This window comes from Pandoraea aquatica (assembly GCF_902459565.1).
GTDB lineage: Bacteria > Pseudomonadota > Gammaproteobacteria > Burkholderiales > Burkholderiaceae > Pandoraea > Pandoraea aquatica.
Window position 1 is genome coordinate 168072 of the sequence record NZ_CABPSN010000001.1, and the last position, 16045, is coordinate 184116.

9 protein-coding genes are annotated in these 16045 nt (G+C 64.6%); 1 reads left to right on the forward strand and 8 read right to left on the reverse strand.

The genetic code is table 11. The features are described 5' to 3' along the window. Nucleotides 1-74: 74 nt before the first annotated feature. Nucleotides 75-2843 (reverse strand): cation-transporting P-type ATPase, encoded by a 2769-nt coding sequence (locus tag PAQ31011_RS00645; protein ID WP_150574016.1) that lies wholly within the window; start codon nucleotides 2841-2843, stop codon nucleotides 75-77. A gap of 215 nt (nucleotides 2844-3058) precedes the next feature. On the opposite strand from PAQ31011_RS00645, the gene PAQ31011_RS00650 reads away from it, so the two are divergent. Then, nucleotides 3059-3457 carry a hypothetical protein gene (locus PAQ31011_RS00650; protein WP_246179257.1) on the forward strand — a complete coding sequence of 133 codons (399 nt, stop codon included), beginning with the start codon at nucleotides 3059-3061 and terminating at the stop codon, nucleotides 3455-3457. 1 nt (nucleotide 3458) lies between these two features. On the opposite strand, the gene PAQ31011_RS00655 is transcribed toward PAQ31011_RS00650, so the two are convergent. The 7 genes from PAQ31011_RS00655 to PAQ31011_RS00685 all read right to left on the reverse strand — a co-directional run bounded on the left by PAQ31011_RS00655 (nucleotide 3459) and on the right by PAQ31011_RS00685 (nucleotide 15883). Continuing rightward, nucleotides 3459-5009 carry an efflux transporter outer membrane subunit gene (locus PAQ31011_RS00655; RefSeq protein WP_150574017.1) on the reverse strand — a complete coding sequence of 517 codons (1551 nt, stop codon included), beginning with the start codon at nucleotides 5007-5009 and terminating at the stop codon, nucleotides 3459-3461. Continuing rightward, on the reverse strand, nucleotides 5006-8299 hold the full coding sequence (locus tag PAQ31011_RS00660) for an efflux RND transporter permease subunit (RefSeq protein WP_150574018.1): 3294 nt from the start codon (nucleotides 8297-8299) through the stop codon (nucleotides 5006-5008). Before PAQ31011_RS00660 ends, PAQ31011_RS00655 begins: the two co-directional genes overlap by 4 nt. Beyond that, nucleotides 8296-11463 (reverse strand): efflux RND transporter permease subunit, encoded by a 3168-nt coding sequence (locus PAQ31011_RS00665; protein WP_150574019.1) that lies wholly within the window; start codon nucleotides 11461-11463, stop codon nucleotides 8296-8298. Before PAQ31011_RS00665 ends, PAQ31011_RS00660 begins: the two co-directional genes overlap by 4 nt. A 43-nt stretch (nucleotides 11464-11506) precedes the next feature. Next, the gene (locus PAQ31011_RS00670; RefSeq protein ID WP_150574020.1) at nucleotides 11507-12781 is read right to left on the reverse strand and encodes an efflux RND transporter periplasmic adaptor subunit; all 1275 of its coding nucleotides are present in this window, start codon (nucleotides 12779-12781) and stop codon (nucleotides 11507-11509) included. Between the two features lie 330 nt (nucleotides 12782-13111). Further along, nucleotides 13112-14116 carry a sterol desaturase family protein gene (locus PAQ31011_RS00675; RefSeq protein ID WP_150574021.1) on the reverse strand — a complete coding sequence of 335 codons (1005 nt, stop codon included), beginning with the start codon at nucleotides 14114-14116 and terminating at the stop codon, nucleotides 13112-13114. A 12-nt stretch (nucleotides 14117-14128) separates the two neighbouring features. Then, nucleotides 14129-15163, reverse strand: coding sequence for a YVTN family beta-propeller repeat protein (locus PAQ31011_RS00680; RefSeq protein ID WP_150574022.1), 1035 nt, complete (start codon nucleotides 15161-15163; stop codon nucleotides 14129-14131). 150 nt (nucleotides 15164-15313) lie between these two features. Further along, a complete protein-coding gene (locus tag PAQ31011_RS00685) occupies nucleotides 15314-15883 on the reverse strand; it encodes a PadR family transcriptional regulator (protein ID WP_150574023.1) in 570 nt (189 codons plus the stop codon). Nucleotides 15884-16045 lie beyond the last annotated feature (162 nt).

A 16045-nucleotide genomic window follows, 5' to 3' on the forward strand; every position in this document is an offset into this window, starting at 1 on the left:
TTTCGCAGAGTTCAATCCGGGGCGGCCGCCTCACAACGGTTTGCGGCCGCCTCGCAACGGCTAAGGCGACCGCTTTACTGCACAGCCAACCGCTCGGCCCAACCCGCGCGGCGTACCACCCATTTTTCCAGTTCAGCGCCGAAGAATACCAGCAGACCGGCCCCCAGGACTTCCAGCCATTCACGCCCATTCAGCGGCGATGACCCGAACGTCGTCTGCATGAACGGCACGTACGTGTAGAACAGCTGGAGCACCAGGCACGCCGCGATGGTGATCAGCGCCACACGATTGCCGAACAACCCCTGCCAACTGAGCGACGTCGCAAAGATCGAGCGGCTGCTGATCAGATAGAACATCTCGGCCATGACGAGCGCATTCACCGCCATCGTACGCGCTGCTTCCACACTCGCGCCGTTGCGCCATTCCAGATAGAACAGCCCGAAGGTGCCGATCATCATCAGTATCGAGACGAGCGTCACCCGCCAGATGAAGAACCACGAGAGCAGCGATGCACCGGGCGGTCGCGGCGTACGGTCCATGATGCCCGGTTCGGCACGCTCGAACGCGAGCGCGATGCCCAGTGTGCTCGACGTCACCATGTTGATCCACAACACTTGCGCCGGGGTGAGCGCGACGACGCCCAGCGAGAGCATGACCCCGGCAATCACCACCAGCGCCTCACCACCGTTCGTCGGCAACATGAACAGGATGAACTTCTTCAGGTTGTCGTAGACGCCGCGTCCCTGCCGGACAGCCTTGGCGATGCTGGCGAAGTTGTCGTCCGTCAGCACGATATCGGCCGCTTCCTTGGCCGCTTCGGTGCCTTTGAACCCCATCGCTACGCCGACGTCTGCACGTTTTAGCGCCGGGGCGTCGTTCACGCCGTCGCCGGTCATGGCGACCACCTGGCCGTCGTCCTGCAGCGCCTGCACGAGGCGCAGCTTGTGTTCGGGGCTGGCGCGGGCGAAGACGTCGATGTCCAGCGCAACGCGTCGCAGCTCGGCGTCGTCCATGAGCGCGACTTCGGCACCGGTCACGGCAGGCTTGCCGATACCGATGTCGAGTTGCGCACCGATGGCCTTGGCGGTTTCTGCATGATCGCCGGTGATCATCTTCACGCGAATGCCCGCGCGGTGGCACTCGGCCACGGCCGCAATGGCCTCCGGACGTGGCGGGTCGATGATCCCGACGAGGGCCAGCAGGGTGAAGCCGTCTTCCACGTCGCTGAATTCCAGCCGGTCACCCGCCGGCTTCGCCTGTTTGTACGCCAGCCCGAGGACTCGCAGGCCTTGTGCCGCGGTGTCGGTCACCATGCGTCGCCAATAGTCGATGTCGACAGGCGCGCCCGGCTGACCGCCGGGCGCGACGATCTGCGTGCGGCACATCTCGAAAATGCGCTCGGGCGCGCCCTTGACGAAGATCCACGGAGTGCCGCTGCCGTCGCCGCCGTTCGCGTTCTCCGCCTTGTCCAGGTGATACGTCGCCATGAAGCGGTGCTGCGACTCGAACGGAATCGCGTCCAGTCGCGGCCATTGAGTTTGCAAGGTCTCGCGCGTGAGTCCCGCCTTGGCACCGAGCACGAGCAGCGCGCCTTCGGTCGGATCGCCTTCGATGCGCCAGTGGCCTTCGGTGTCCTGCAGCAGACGGGCGTCGTTGCACAGCTCGCCCGCCCGCGCCGTCAGCGCCAGCTCGGGATGCCCAAACAGATCGACGTCGGCACCATCGAGCGAAAAGCGGCCCTCAGGCACATAGCCCGCACCGCTCACGTCGTACACGTGACCGGCCGCGACGACGCGCTGGACGGTCATCTCGTTGCGGGTCAGCGTGCCGGTCTTGTCCGAACAGATGACGGTAACCGAGCCGAGCGTTTCGACCGCAGGCAGGCGTCGCACAATCGCTTTCTCGCGGGCCATGCGCTGCACGCCGCGCGCCAGAATCACCGTCATGATGGCGGGCAGCCCCTCGGGAATGGCCGACGCGACGAGCGCCACGACGACGAGGAACATCTCGCCAGCCGGCTCGCCACGCCACAACCAGCCGAGGAGGAACGTCAGCACGGCCACGACTGCGATAGCGCCCGCCAGCCCATGACCGAAGCGGTCGATCTGCCGAAGCAAGGGGGTCGTGCCGCTGTCAACGTCGGTCAGCAAATGGTTGATGCGACCGAGTTCCGTGTGCGCACCGGTCGCCACGACGATGCCCGTTGCCTGTCCATAGACCACGACCGTGCCCGCGTAGGCCATGCACCAGCGGTCGCCGAGTGAGGCGTCTTCCTTGGCAGTGGTCAGTTCTTTCTGCACCGGCTCCGACTCACCGGTCAGCGCCGCTTCGTCGACCCGTAATTCGCGCGAGGCAAGCAGGCGCAGATCGGCAGGCACGCGGTCGCCGGAGGCAAGCACTACGACGTCGCCAGGCACGAGGGTGGTGGCGTCGATCTCGCTGCGCGTGCCTTCGCGCATGACAGTGGCATGTGGCGCGAGCATGCCGCGAATGGCGGCCAGCGCCGATTCGGCCTTGCCTTCCTGAAGGAACCCGATGAGCGCGTTGACCACGACCGCCGCCATCAGCACTGCGGTGTCGAGCCAATGGCCGAGCAGTGCGGTGATGACCGCCGCACCCATCATGGCGTAGAGCAGAACGTTGTGGAACTGGGACAGCAGACGCATGAGCGGGCCGCGCCGGGCGGGCTCGGCCAGACGGTTGGGGCCGTATCGGGTAAGACGGGACTGGGCTTCGGTATTCGACAGCCCGTCGGGGCCCGTCTGGAGTTCGAGCTGGGTTTTTTCGACGGAAAACGTGTGCCACGGGCGTGACTGGGGGGCGTTGTCGTCGCGGTGCATCATGGGCCCTCGGAGCGGCGATAGCCGCGAACAGGCTCACGGCGTAGCGCGTGGATCGACGAGACGATGGTGACTCCCGGGCAGCATAGCGTAAGTTAGGTCTCCGAGGGAAGAGACGAGATCGGTGCGGCGTCGCGCTACAATGCCCCGCAGTCCGTGCATTTTCGACGCGGATTCCACGCGTTCGCTTCACGAATTGGAGACGTTATGAGGCTGGCATGCTGAGGCATCCCGAAGGGGGCTTTCTCGTTCGATGGGGCACCTGCCTGATGGTGATGCTCGGGGTCATCGGCCTCGCCGCCTGTACCACGCGCCCGTTTCAACCCTCGCCACCGCTCTACAAACTCTGGGCAAAGCGAGGTGTCGACGAGCAGGGCGTACGCAACGCCATGCTGGCGTGCGGCTTCCCGAACTCGGCTTACGTCGACCGCAAGGATATGACGCTCAACGATTTCGCCAAAGGCGAGTTGTGCATGATCGACCACGGATTCCAGTATCAGGACCGGCGGATCATTTGCACCGACTTCCCGGACTTGCCCGCGTGCGCCAACGTGCCGCGCGGCAAGACGTTCGGCTCGGACCCGGATTTCGGTCCGGCTGCGAACAAGCCCCGCTAGGTCAGCGGGCCGAGGTTGGCGCCTTCGCCTCTGGTGCCTCCGCTGTCCCGCTCGTCTGCGCCGGATGGGGGGCCGTGTTCTGTGCGAGCGCCTCATCCGACCAGCCCCCGCCGAGATCCCCGATGAGCGACGTGGCCGCCAGCAAGCGCGACTCCTGCACCGTCAGGGCGTTCTGCCGCGTGTTGAGTTGCGTCGTCTGCGCGGTGACGACCGTCGTGTAATCCACCGTCCCCGCCTGATACTCGTTCATCGCGATACGCGCACCGTCGGTCGAATCGCGCACGGCGGCGTCCAGTGCCTGCGCCTGCTGTTCCAGAATGCGCAGCGACGACAGATCGTTCTCCACCCCCTGCAACGCCGTGAGCACCGTACCGCGATAGTTGGCGACGGCGGCGTCGTAGGCGGCCCGGGCGGCATCGACTTTGGCGCTGCGTGCGCCACCATCGAAGATCGTCTCCGACGCACTCGCGCCGAGCGACCACACGTAGTTGGCGATCTTGAAGAGTCCCGCGACGGGGGCGGCGGAGAAGCCGTCCGTGAGGGAGAGCGTGATGTTCGGGTAGTAGGCCGCGATGGCTACGCCAATGGCGGCATTCTCGGCGGCCATCTGCCGCTCCGCCACCGCGATATCCGGACGTCGTTGCAGCAGCGTCGACGGCAGTCCGATCGGCACGTCCGGCAACGTCGGGAGCGCCGTGCTGTGCGGGATCGTCAGCGATTCCGGGTTGCGTCCGACCAGCACGGCAATGGCGTGCGCGTACTGGGCGCGCGAAACGCCCAGTGCGATCAGGCTGGCCCGTGCGTTTTCCAACTGAGTGCGTGCCGTGATGACGTCCGAGGGCGGCACCGTGCCGGCGCGGTCCTGATCGGCGACCACGCGCAGATATTCGGTATAGGCGGCGACCGTTTGCGTCAGCAGGTCGATATTGGCATCGGTGATACGCAAGTCGATGACGGCGTTGGCCAGTGCGATCTGCTCAGATAGTGTCGCGTTCGCCAGCGTCGCCTGACTGGCCTGCGCCGTCGCGCTGCTTTGCTCGACCGTTCGCCGCACCTGGCCCCAGATGTCCGGGGCCCAACTGACGCTGCCCTCAGCCGACGCCGAGTTCACGATGTTCGCGCCGCTACGCGACGCCAGCGCGGCCGTGGTACTTGCGCCGCCACTGCTACCGCGCGAGCGGCTGGCCGAGCCGTCGATGCCGAGCGTCGGGAACAGGCCCGCGCGTGCCTGACGCACCTCGGCGAGCGCCTGCTGATAGTTGGCGTAGCTCTGGCGCACCGTCTGGTTCGAGACCTGGACCTGAGGCTCCAACTCGTCGAGTAGAGGGTCGTGGAACGCCTTCCACCATTCCCCTTTGGGGCCTTCGGCGTCGGGGCGTGCCTGTGTCCAGCCGTCCAGTTCCGTGAAATGGGTGGGCATGTCGACGAGGGGCCGCTGATAGTCGGGGCCGACGGCACAGCCGCCGAGCAGGACAAGACTGGCGAGGCAGGCGAGCGTTAGACGGCGCATCGGACGTGGGGACATTCGGCGAGTGTTTCTGATGAGCGTCATGATCGAACCTCCGGGCCGGAATCGCGATGCCAGGGAAGACGCGTGGACCAGCGCACCAGCCGGGCGCGCAGGCGGTCGAGATAAAGATAGATGACCGGCGTGGTGTACAGCGTGAAGACCTGACTCAACAGCAGACCGCCCATCACCGTCACGCCGAGGGGCTGGCGCAGCGACGCGCCCTGACCAAGCGCAATGGCGAGCGGCACCGCGCCGAGCACGGCGGCGAACGTCGTCATCATGATCGGACGCAGTCGCACGACGGCCGCCTCGTGGATCGCCTGCTTGGCAGGCATGTTCTGGTTGCGCTGTAACTGGATCGCCACGTCGACCATCATGATGCCGTTCTTCTTCACGATGCCGATCAGCAGAATCATCCCGATCAGCGCGATGACGGAAAACGGTGTGCCGAAGATAAGCAGGGCGAGCGTCGCGCCAATGCCCGCCGACGGTAGCGTCGACAGAATGGTGAGCGGGTGGATCGTGTTCTCGTAAAGCACGCCCAGCACGATGTAGACAACGCCGAGCGCTGCGAGGATCAGCAGCGGCACGGTGCCCATCGACTGCGAAAAGGCTTGCGCGGCCCCGGCGAACGCGCCGTGAATCGACGCGGGCATGCCGATGGCGCGCGCCGCGTCATCGATGGCAACCTGCGCCTGACTCAGCGAGCCGCCCGCGGGGAGGTTGAACGAGATGGTCGCGGCTACCATGCCGCCCTGATGGTTGACCTGCGTGGCCGTGTGACGCGCGGAGAAGGTGGCCAGCGCGGTGAGCGGCACCATGGTTTCCGACGCCGTGCTGTCGGCACTGCCGCTCGAATTGCCGCCCCGGCTGTTCGAGATGGCGTTGTTCTGCTGATTGGCCACGGCGTTCGCATTGAGGGCGTTGGTGCCGGACGCCACCGTCTTCACGCTCGTGCCGCTCACGGTCTTGCCCGACATCTGTGTCTGGCCGGTACCGCTGGCATTGCCCGCCGCCGTACTCAGGTGAATCTGATCGAGCGACGTCGGGTACTGCCAATACTGCGGCGCGACTTCCATCACCACGAAGTACTGATTGATCGGGTTGTAGATCGTGGAGACGGTGCGCTGCCCGAATGCGTCGTACAGCACGTTGTCGATCTGGTTCGGTTGCAGATTGAATCTCGCGGCCATCTGGCGATGGATGTCGATGTACATCTGCAAGCCGTTCTGCTGGAGATCGGTATTCACGTCGAGCACCGTCTGGCGGTGCTTGCCCAGTTCCGTGACCAGCTTGGGCACCCATTTGTAGAGCGCCTGCGCGTCGTCGCTCGTCAACGTGTACTGGTACTCGGCGGCCGACTGGCGTCCGCCGATGCGCAAGTCCTGCTGGGCCTGAAGGAACAGCCGCGCGCCGGAGACCGCATTGAGTTTGGGCCGCAGCCGATTGACGACGGCGTCGGCCGACAGATGACGCTCGGCGAGCGGTTTCAACTGGACGAAGACCGTCGCCGAATTGAGCGAGCGCCCGCCGGTGAAGCCCGCGACCGACGCGACTGCGGGGTCCGTCTGCACGATGGTCTGCAACTGCTCCAGCTTCTTTCGCATGGCCGGGAACGAGATGCTCTGATCCGCCATGATCTGACCGATCAGAATGCCGGTGTCCTGCTCGGGAAAGAACGTTGCGGGCAGCAAGCGGAACAGGAACAGGTTGCCGACGAGCAGACCCAGCATCACCAGACCCACCAGCCCGGCATGGTCGAGGACTGCGGCGAGCGTGCGCGCATAGACATCGCGGAAGCGGTCGAACTGGCGACCGATCCACTGCGACCAGCGGGCCTCGGAGACGGCTGACTCCCGCGTGAGCACGTAGGCACACAACGTCGGCGTGACGGTGAGCGAGATCACCATCGAGATCAGAATGGCGATCGACAACGTGACGGCGAACTCATGGAACAGCAGGCCGACGATGCCGGGCATGAGCAGAATCGGCAGGAAGACGGCGATCAGCGACAGGCTCATCGACAGCACGGTGAAGCCGACTTCGCCTGCGCCGCGCAGGGCGGCTTCCTTCGGCGCTACACCCAGCTCCAGATGGCGCACGATGTTCTCCATCACGACCACCGCATCGTCGACGACGAAACCGGTGCCGATGGTCAGCGCCATGAGCGAGAGGTTGTCCAGGCTGTAGCCCAGCAGGTACATCGGGCCGAATGTGCCGATGATCGAGAGCGGCAGCACCACGGCGGGGATCAGCGTCGAGTTGGCTGAGCGCAGGAAGACGAACACCACGCCGATGACCAGCAGCACCGCGAGAATCAGGGTGCGCTCAGTGTCCTTAAGCGACGCTTCGACCGATACGGAGCGGTCCAGCGCCACGCCGACCTTGATGTCATGCGGCAGCGTGGCTTCGACGAGCGGCAGGATCTGGCGGATCTGCGTGACGGTCTTGACCACATTGCTGCCGGGCGACGGATAGACGATGACCAGCACCGCAGGCTTGTTGTTGAACAGCCCGGCGTTGCGAATGTTCTCGTTACTGTCGCGCACGAGGGCGACATCGTGCAGCAACACCGGCGCGCCATTTCGATAGGCGACGACCAGATCCTTGTAGCCGTCTGCCTTGCTGATTTGATCGTTGGAGGTGACCTCGAAACGCTGGTCGCCCTGATCCAGATGGCCCTTGGCACTGTTGGCGTTGGCCGCGGAGAGCGCGGCGCGAACGTCTTCCAGTCCGATCCCGTAGCTATTGAGCTTGCCGGGTTCCAGTTCGACGCGTACCGAGGGTAGCGCACCGCCACCGACCGTGATCTGGCCCACGCCATCGACCTGCGACAACTGCTGCAAGATGATCGAGTCGGCCGAATCGTAGAGCTGCGCCGTCGTGAGCGTGGCGGACGTCAGTGCGATCACCATCACCGGCGTATCGGCCGGATTGAACTTGCGGTAGCTCGGGTTGCTGCGTAGCGTGCTCGGCAGGTCGGCCCGCGCGGCCTGAATAGCGGCTTCGACGTCTCGCGCCGCGCCCTCGATATCGCGCTTCAGGCCGAAGACGACCGGGATCGACACGGAGCCCACGGTGCTCGTCGACGTGAGTTCGGTGACGTCGGCGATCACACCCAGCCGTCGCTCCAGCGGCGCGGCGACCGTCGCCGCCATCACCTCGGGGCTCGCGCCCGCCATGCTCGCTTGCACTGCGATCACCGGGAATGCGATGTTAGGCAACGGCGCGACCGGCAGGCGCAGGTAGGCCAGCAGCCCCGAAATCAGCACTGCGACCGCTAAGAGTGTGGTCGCGACGGGGCGTTTGATGAAGAGCGCCGAGAGGTTCACGGCCCCGCTCCCGGTTCATTTCCCGGTCCGTCTTCCGGCGGTGTTCCCGTCTGACGGTCTTTTGCCCGGCGTTCGCGCCGCGCGGCACGGCGCTCACGGACCCGGGCGGCGAGGCGGTCGAAGTACAGATAGATGACGGGCGTGGTGAACAGCGTGAGCAACTGGCTCAACGCCAGACCGCCGATGATCGCCAGCCCCAGCGGTCGCCGCAGCTCCGACCCCGTGCCCGTGCCGAGCAACATCGGCAACGCGCCGAGCATGGCGGCGAGCGTCGTCATCAGAATCGGCCGGAAACGCAGCAGCGACGCCTCGAAGATCGCCTCGCGCGGCGGCTTGTTATGCGTGCGCTCGGCGTCGAGGGCGAAGTCGACCATCATGATGGCGTTCTTCTTGACGATCCCGATCAGCAGCACAATGCCGATGATGCCGATCACGTCGAGATCGCTGCCCGTGAGCATCAGTGCGAGCAGTGCGCCGATCCCGGCCGACGGCAGCGTCGACAGAATCGTGACCGGGTGGATGAAGCTCTCGTACAGCACGCCGAGCACGATGTAGACGGCGACCAGGGCGGCTACGAGCAGGTACACCTCGCTGGAGAGCGAGTCTTCGAACGCCTGCGCTGCGCCCTGGAACGACGAGGCGATCGAGGGCGGCAGATGAACGGCCTGCTCGGCGTTGCGGATCTCCTTGACGGCGCTCGACAGCGAGGCGTCCGGTGCGAGGTTGAACGACACCGTGACCGCCGGGAATTGCTGAAGGTGGCTGATCGCGAGCGGCGTGCGCACGACCTTGAGCGACGCGATGGCCGAGAGCGGGACCTGACCGCTCGAACTCGTCTGGCTCGGCAGATAAATCGTACCGAGCGACTGGATCGAGTTGATCGATTCAGGCTTCGCCACAAGAATCACGCGGTACTGGGCCGACTGTTCGAAGATCGTCGACACAATGCGCTGGCCGAGCGCGTCGTACAGCGCATTGTCGATGGTCGCTGGCGTAATGCCGTAGCGCGCCGCGAGCTGACGGTTCACTTCCACCCGAATCGACAGACCGCTCGTATCGAGGTCGCTGGCCACGTCCGTGATCGACGAAATCTGCTTCATCCGGGCGATCAGCGGCGGGACGTATTGCGCGAGTGTCGCCTGATCGGGGCCGCGCATCACAAACTTGTATTGGTTGGGCGAGACGGTGGTGTCGAGCGTCAGATCCTGCGCTGGCTGTACATAGAGCCGGATGCCGGGCACCTTCGCCGTGGCTTGCTGAATGCGGCGGCCAATCTCGACGGCACTATCGGAACGGTCGTCCCGTGCCTTCAGGTTGATGAGGAACCGGCCGTTGTTGAGCGTGGTGTTGATGCCGTCGATGCCGACGTAAGAGGTGATGGACGTCACGTCCGGGTCTTGCAGGACGACTTCGGCGAGTGCGGCCTGCCGTTTGACCATCGCGTTGTACGACACCGAGTTGTCCGCCACCGTGATGCCTTGCAGCACCCCGACGTCTTGCACGGGGAAAAGGCCCTTCGGGATCACGACGTACAGCACGACGGTCAGCGCCACCGTGACGAGCGCGACCATCAGCGTCAGGAACTGATGGTCGAGCACCCATTTCAGCCCACGCTCGTAGGCGGCCAGCGTCTTGTCGAACACCCGCTCGCTCATGCGCTCGAAACGACTCGGGTGGCGCGCTTCCTGCGCCCGGAGAATGCGGGCGCACAACATCGGCACCACGGTGAGCGAGACGATGGCCGATATCACGATCGTCACGGCGAGCGTTACGGCGAATTCGCCGAACAGGCGTCCGATCACGCCGCCCATGAACAATAGCGGGATCAGTACCGCGATCAGCGAAATCGTCAGCGACATGATCGTGAAGCCGATCTGCCCCGCGCCCGCCAGCGCGGCTTCCAGCGGTGCCATGCCCGCTTCGAGATAGCGCACGACGTTCTCGATCATGACGATGGAGTCGTCGACCACGAAGCCCGTGGCGATGATGAGCGCCATGAGCGAGAGATTGTCGATCGAGTAACCCAGCTCGTACATGACCGCGAGCGTGGCGATCAGCGAGACGGGCACGGAAATGCTCGGGATGACGGTGGCCGGCACGTTGCGCAGGAAGACGAAGATCACCGCCACCACGAGCACCACGGCGAGCACGAGTTCGAACGCGGCGTCGCTCACCGACGAGCGGATCACGCCTGTGCTGTCGGAGACGATGTTGACTTTCATGCCCGCGGGCAGGGTGGCTTCCAGTTGCGGCAGCGCCCGCTTGATCTGATCCACGGTGGCGATGACGTTTGCGCCGGGCTGGCGTTGCACGTTCAGCACAATGGCGGGGGTCTTGTTCAGCCACGCGCCGCGCTCGACATCCTGCGCGGCTTTGGCGACATGTGCGACGTCGCGCAGGTAGACGGGGTTGCCGTTCTGATAGGCGATGACCGTGTCCAGATAGTCCTGCGGATCGGTAATCTGGTCGTTGGCGTCGAGCGTGTAATCGAGTTCGGGGCCGTCGAAGTTGCCCTTCGGCTGGCTGACGTTGACGTTTGCAAGCAGCGTGCGCAGGTCGTCCAGATTCAAGCCATAGGCTGCGAGCTTCTGCGGATCGGCTTCAACGCGCACCGCCGGTACATTACCGCCCGCGAGCGTGACGAAGCCGACGCCCGCCACCTGCGAGATTTTCGCGGCGAGCCGGTTGTTGGCGGCGTCCTGCAATTGCGTGAGCGACAGCGTGGACGACGTGACCGCCAGCGTCATGATCGGCTGGTCGGCCGGGTTGACCTTGGCGTAGGTCGGCGGTGCAGGCAACCCGCTGGGCAGCAGGCTGTTCGCGGCGTTGATCGCCTGCTGCACGTTCTGCTGGGCGACGTCCAGATTGAGCGCCAGATCGAATTGCAGCGTGATGACGGAGGATCCCTCCGCGCTGTACGAGATCATCTGTTGCAGGCCGGGGATCTGTCCGAGCTGCACTTCGAGCGGCGCGGTGACGGTCGTTGCCATGACCGACGGACTTGCGCCGGGGTAGAACGTCTGCACCTGGATGGTCGGGTAGTCGACGCTCGGCAGCGACGACACCGGTAACACCCGTACCGCCACGAGGCCGATCAGCACGAGCGCGATCATCAGCAGCCAGGTCGCGACCGGGCGCAGGATGAAGATTCGCGAAAAGTTCATGGGCGGGCGCTTGTCGACGTGGGATCAGACCGGGACACCCGGGTCATTGGGCCGACGGGCCTGATGCCGCCGACGCCCCCGAAGCGGGTGCGCCGCGATGCCCGCCATGACGTTCGGTGGACGCTTCTGTCGATGACGCCGCGCTCGCGCCGCTCGCCGTCGAGGGAAGGGCGATGTGGGCACCGTCGCTGAGCCGGTCCATACCGTCCGTGACTACCGTCTCATCGGCTTTCAGACCTGCCGTAATGACCGTGTGTTTGCCGTCGCTCGGCCCGATCGTGACCTTGCGCAACGACGCGGTGTTTTGCGGCGTGACGACGTAGACGAAGTCGCCCGGTGCGCCGCTCTGGACGGCCGGTGTGGGCACGAGCACGGCGTGCTGCATCGTATCGACGAGCAGCTTCACGTTGACGAACTCTTGCGGGAAAAGCACCTCGTCGTCGTTCGCAAAACGTGCGCGCAGCGTGACCGTGCCGGTGGCCGTCGCCATCTGGTTGCTCACGGCGTAGAGCGTGCCGGTCGCGAGTTGCTCCCGGTTGTCGCTGGAGTACGCGGTGACCGCCAGCGGCTCGCCGGTGCGGTAGCGCTTCATGACGGCGGGCAGGGCGTTCTGCGCGACGGTGAACTCGACGGTCGTGGGTTTGATGCTGGTAATGACGGCGATGCCTGTCGTGCTCGTCGCGGTGACGTAGTTACCCGGGTCGACGAGGCGCAGACCGACGCGTCCCGACACCGGTGCCGTGATACGGCAGTACGTCAGATCGAGTTCGTATTGCTTGATATTCGCGAGATCGGCTTTTACGGCGGCTTCGTCCTGCGCGACCGTGAATTGCTGGTCGACGAAGGTCTGCTCGGCAATCGACTTCTGCTCGTGGAGCTGGGTGTAACGGGCCAGATCGGCCTTCGCCTGTGCGAGCGCGGCGCGGTCCTTGGCAAGCTGCGCCTGCGCCTGTTCCTTGCTGATTTCGTACTGACGGGGGTCGATCTGGGCGAGGAACTGGCCCTGTTTGACGTCCTGCCCCTCTTGATAGCCGACTTGCGTGAGGTAGCCGCTCAGTTGCGGCAACACCGTCACCGTGGCTTCGGGGGTGACCGTGCCGAGCGAGGTGATCGTGACCGGCATCTCGCCGTAAGTGACCTTGGCGACGGAAACGATTTGCGGCTGCGCGCCGCGCCTGGTCGCCGGGCGGTGCATCAGGTGCCATGCAACCCATGCCACCAGCACAAGCACGACGATGCCGATCCAAAGCGCCGTGCGACGTCGCTTCGGGGGTTTCGTTTCCTGGGGTGACGCCGCTGTGTTCGACGTATTTTCCATCTTCGCCTCTCCGCCCGGCGAACATGCCGGGAAGCTCCCCGGCCCACCGGGAAGACCACGCTTAGCAGTCTAGCTAGGGGCATGCCGGTTTTGGCGATGCGAACGGACACCTGACGTTACGGCGTGTTACCTGCGGCCGTTTGGAATGGACGTGTGGCGTCGGGTCGAAAATCCCCGTAAACGCCTGTGGGGATAAGGAAACTGCGGCGCGAAAGTGTGAGCGCGAAGGGGCTCGGGAGGCAGGGGGGCGGTCGTCGTCCCCCTGTTACATCGTGTTACTGCAGGCTTGCCGGTAAGGGGCCGGAAGCCTTTCCACGCGGGGAAGGCGGTTCAGACAGCCTGACTGCGCGACGTGCGGCGAGGTGCGAGACGTTTGACGATGCGGCCGAAGGCACGGACCTGCTGAGCAATGACGCCCAGACCGTAGCGACGCGAACGTCCTGCGGGGGCGGGCAACTGGTCGCGAATGCCGGTCGGCTCCACGGTCTTTTCCCACGATGCCGTGCGGAACAGCATGTCCCACCAAGGGAAGAGCACGCCGAAGTTGCAGCCATAGCGCGTACCTTCGTGGCCGTAGCCGATGGCGTGATGGCGACGATGGAACGTCGGGCTCACGATCAGGCGTTCGAGCACAGGACCGTACGGCAGACGGGCGTTGACGTGCTGCACGCTTTGCAGGAAGTTGCCCACGGCCACCAGCACGACGTACTGCGCCGGCTGCACGCCGATGAACAAGGCGATGGCGGCGAAGAATGCGGCCTGCACGATGTCGTCGAGGAAGTGATTGCGGTCGTCCGACCACAGCGACATCTGTTGCTGGCTGTGATGCACGGCATGCAGCTCCCACCACACCCCGAAGCGATGCTGCCAGCGGTGATACCAATAACCGGCGAAGTCGAGCACCGTCAGATACAGCAGGAATGAGATGATCGGCTGGTCGGTTACCCCGGGCACCAGACCGTCCAGATCGACGCTGGGCAGCCCGTGAATCACCATCTGGCTTTGCAAGTCGTTGAACAACGGCTGCAACACCACGAAGAACAGCAGATTCAGAATGCCGAGCTTGGCGATCCACGTGTAGATGACGTCCGCCCGCACCTGCTTGCGGTCCTGCCACTGTTCGAGCGGGCGCAGCGCTTCGAGCGGACGCAACAGCAAATACGTCAGCCCGACCTGCAATACGCCGATGATCACCAGATACAGGGCATCGTAGATATCGTCGTCGTAGCCCATCAGGTTGAAGTGGAACAGCAGCGGCTGCACCACATCCACATAGACGAGTGTCTGGACGGCAGAGATGCCGCTATCGACGAAGTTGAGGGCTTCCTGAATCATCTGTCGGCCTTGTCAGTCCGGATTCGGCGAGAGAACCGGGGCGCGATCGGCAAAGTAGATGCCGTGCGGCGAACGGTTCACAGCGATCTTGTCGACCAGTTGACGCGTGGTCAGGTCGATCACGCCAACGTGGCGGGCAAATCGGAACGTTACCCAAAGATAGCGTTTATCGGCGGACAATTCCATATCGTCCGGTCCCGGCATCAGACCGGTGATGTCGGCGACCTTGGTCAGCGTCTCGTAATCGAGAATGCTGATGGTGCTCTCCACCCGGTTGCTGACGGCGATGTGTCGGCCGTCGGACAGCGAGCGGAAGTTGTGTGCGCCACGGCCGGTCTGGATGCGCTTGACGACCTTCTGGGCACGCCAGTCGACCACGGCCACATCGTCTTCACCCGTCATGCCGACGAGCAGGTATTTGTCGCCGGGCGTCATCCACAGGCCTGCCGGGGTCTTCCCGACCGGCATGCGCCATTTCACCGTCTGCGTCGCCAGATCGATGGCGGCCAGTTCATTCGAGTCCTGAAGCGTGACGAACACCGTCTTGCTGTCGGACGAGAACGTCATGTGGCTCGGGGTCTTGGCCAGCGGAATGCGCTTGGCGACCGTGACGTTTTCACCGTCGTAGTGATACAAATCGACGCGATCCAGACGCAGCGCTGCCGTCACGAACCACTTTCGGTCGGGCGAAAAACCGAGCTGATAGGGATCGTCGATGTCCGCGACCTGACGCTGGAACTTGCCGGTGTTCGGGTCGAGGAACATCAGGCTGTTCGAGACCGAATTGGCCACGATCAACGAGCGTTTGTCGGGCGTAATCATCAGGTGATGCGGCTCTTTGCCCGTGGGCATCGTGCCAATGACCTTGTGTGACGCCTGATCGATGAGGGAAAGCTGCGCAGCGCCCGAGTCGAGCACGATGACCGTGCCGGCGTGGGCGGACGAGAACGTCAGCGGGAGTACAGCGGCTGCCAGCAGGGAGAGCGTCGCGACGCGGGCGCGGCCGGCCAGCCGGGAAAGCTTGGAGCGCTTGGAAGAAAACACCATGAATGCCTAGGGCTAAGGTGGGGCGAAAAACGGTGACGTTCGCCGGTAAGCTTAACGTCGATTCTCACGTTAAACGCGCCAGACACCCCGTCCGTTGACAAGAAAATGGGACGAATTCGCGGTCCCGTTCAACGACATCAGGCCGCCTGATCAGGCTTGGTCAGACGCACCGGCCGCAGGACCGTCCCATTGCGCCAGCAGGGCCAGCGCCTCGCGGGTCCAGTCGAGCCACCCTTGTTCGTAGCGCACGCCCAGTCGCAGGATGTGGCGTTGCAGGGCGGTCTCGCGTGTCAGCGGTGCGTCTGCCGGGAAGTCGCGCGCTTCGATGGCCTGATAGGCGGCCAGTTTCTGCGCGTGAAGCGTCGCGCGCCGAGTCAGTTCTGGCTGTAGATGCAGGGAACCGATGGCGGCGTCGGCCCGCAACCGGACCATCAGGTCGTCGCGCAGGTCGGACGGCTCGGTCGGCGTGGCGGCCCAGGCGAGGAGTTCGTCGCGTCCGCCGTCGAGCACCCGATAGACGCGTTTGCGCGTGCGGCCGCCGTCCGGCGCAGCCGTCGACGCGATCCACCCGGCGGTCTCCATGCGCGCCAACTCGCGATAGATCTGCTGATGCGTGGCGTGCCAGAAGAAACCGATGGACTTGTCGAAGCGGCGGGCGAGATCGTACCCCGAGGAGGATTTCTCCAGCAGCGAGGTCATCAGGGCATGGGCGAGCGGCATGCCCGGTAGTTTAGGGCCTGTTCACACTAATTCCGAGCTCGTGTTGCCCGGCCAAAGGGGCGAGCGCAAGGAATGAGCCGAAGCGAATATCGGTAATATTCGCGAGGATCATGACGCCGCGATCGCCCCTTTGGGTGGACAACCCGGAGGGAACGTGCCCTA

Bases quoted from the DNA above. Each gene is read 5' to 3' on its own strand.
- PAQ31011_RS00645 (WP_150574016.1), bottom strand. From the start codon at position 2,843: ATGATGCACCGCGACGACAACGCCCCCCAGTCACGCCCGTGGCACACG.
- PAQ31011_RS00650 (WP_246179257.1), top strand. From the start codon at position 3,059: ATGCTGAGGCATCCCGAAGGGGGCTTTCTCGTTCGATGGGGCACCTGC.
- PAQ31011_RS00655 (WP_150574017.1), bottom strand. From the start codon at position 5,009: ATGACGCTCATCAGAAACACTCGCCGAATGTCCCCACGTCCGATGCGC.
- PAQ31011_RS00665 (WP_150574019.1), bottom strand. From the start codon at position 11,463: ATGAACTTTTCGCGAATCTTCATCCTGCGCCCGGTCGCGACCTGGCTG.
- PAQ31011_RS00670 (WP_150574020.1), bottom strand. From the start codon at position 12,781: ATGGAAAATACGTCGAACACAGCGGCGTCACCCCAGGAAACGAAACCC.
- PAQ31011_RS00675 (WP_150574021.1), bottom strand. From the start codon at position 14,116: ATGATTCAGGAAGCCCTCAACTTCGTCGATAGCGGCATCTCTGCCGTC.
- PAQ31011_RS00680 (WP_150574022.1), bottom strand. From the start codon at position 15,163: ATGGTGTTTTCTTCCAAGCGCTCCAAGCTTTCCCGGCTGGCCGGCCGC.
- PAQ31011_RS00685 (WP_150574023.1), bottom strand. From the start codon at position 15,883: ATGCCGCTCGCCCATGCCCTGATGACCTCGCTGCTGGAGAAATCCTCC.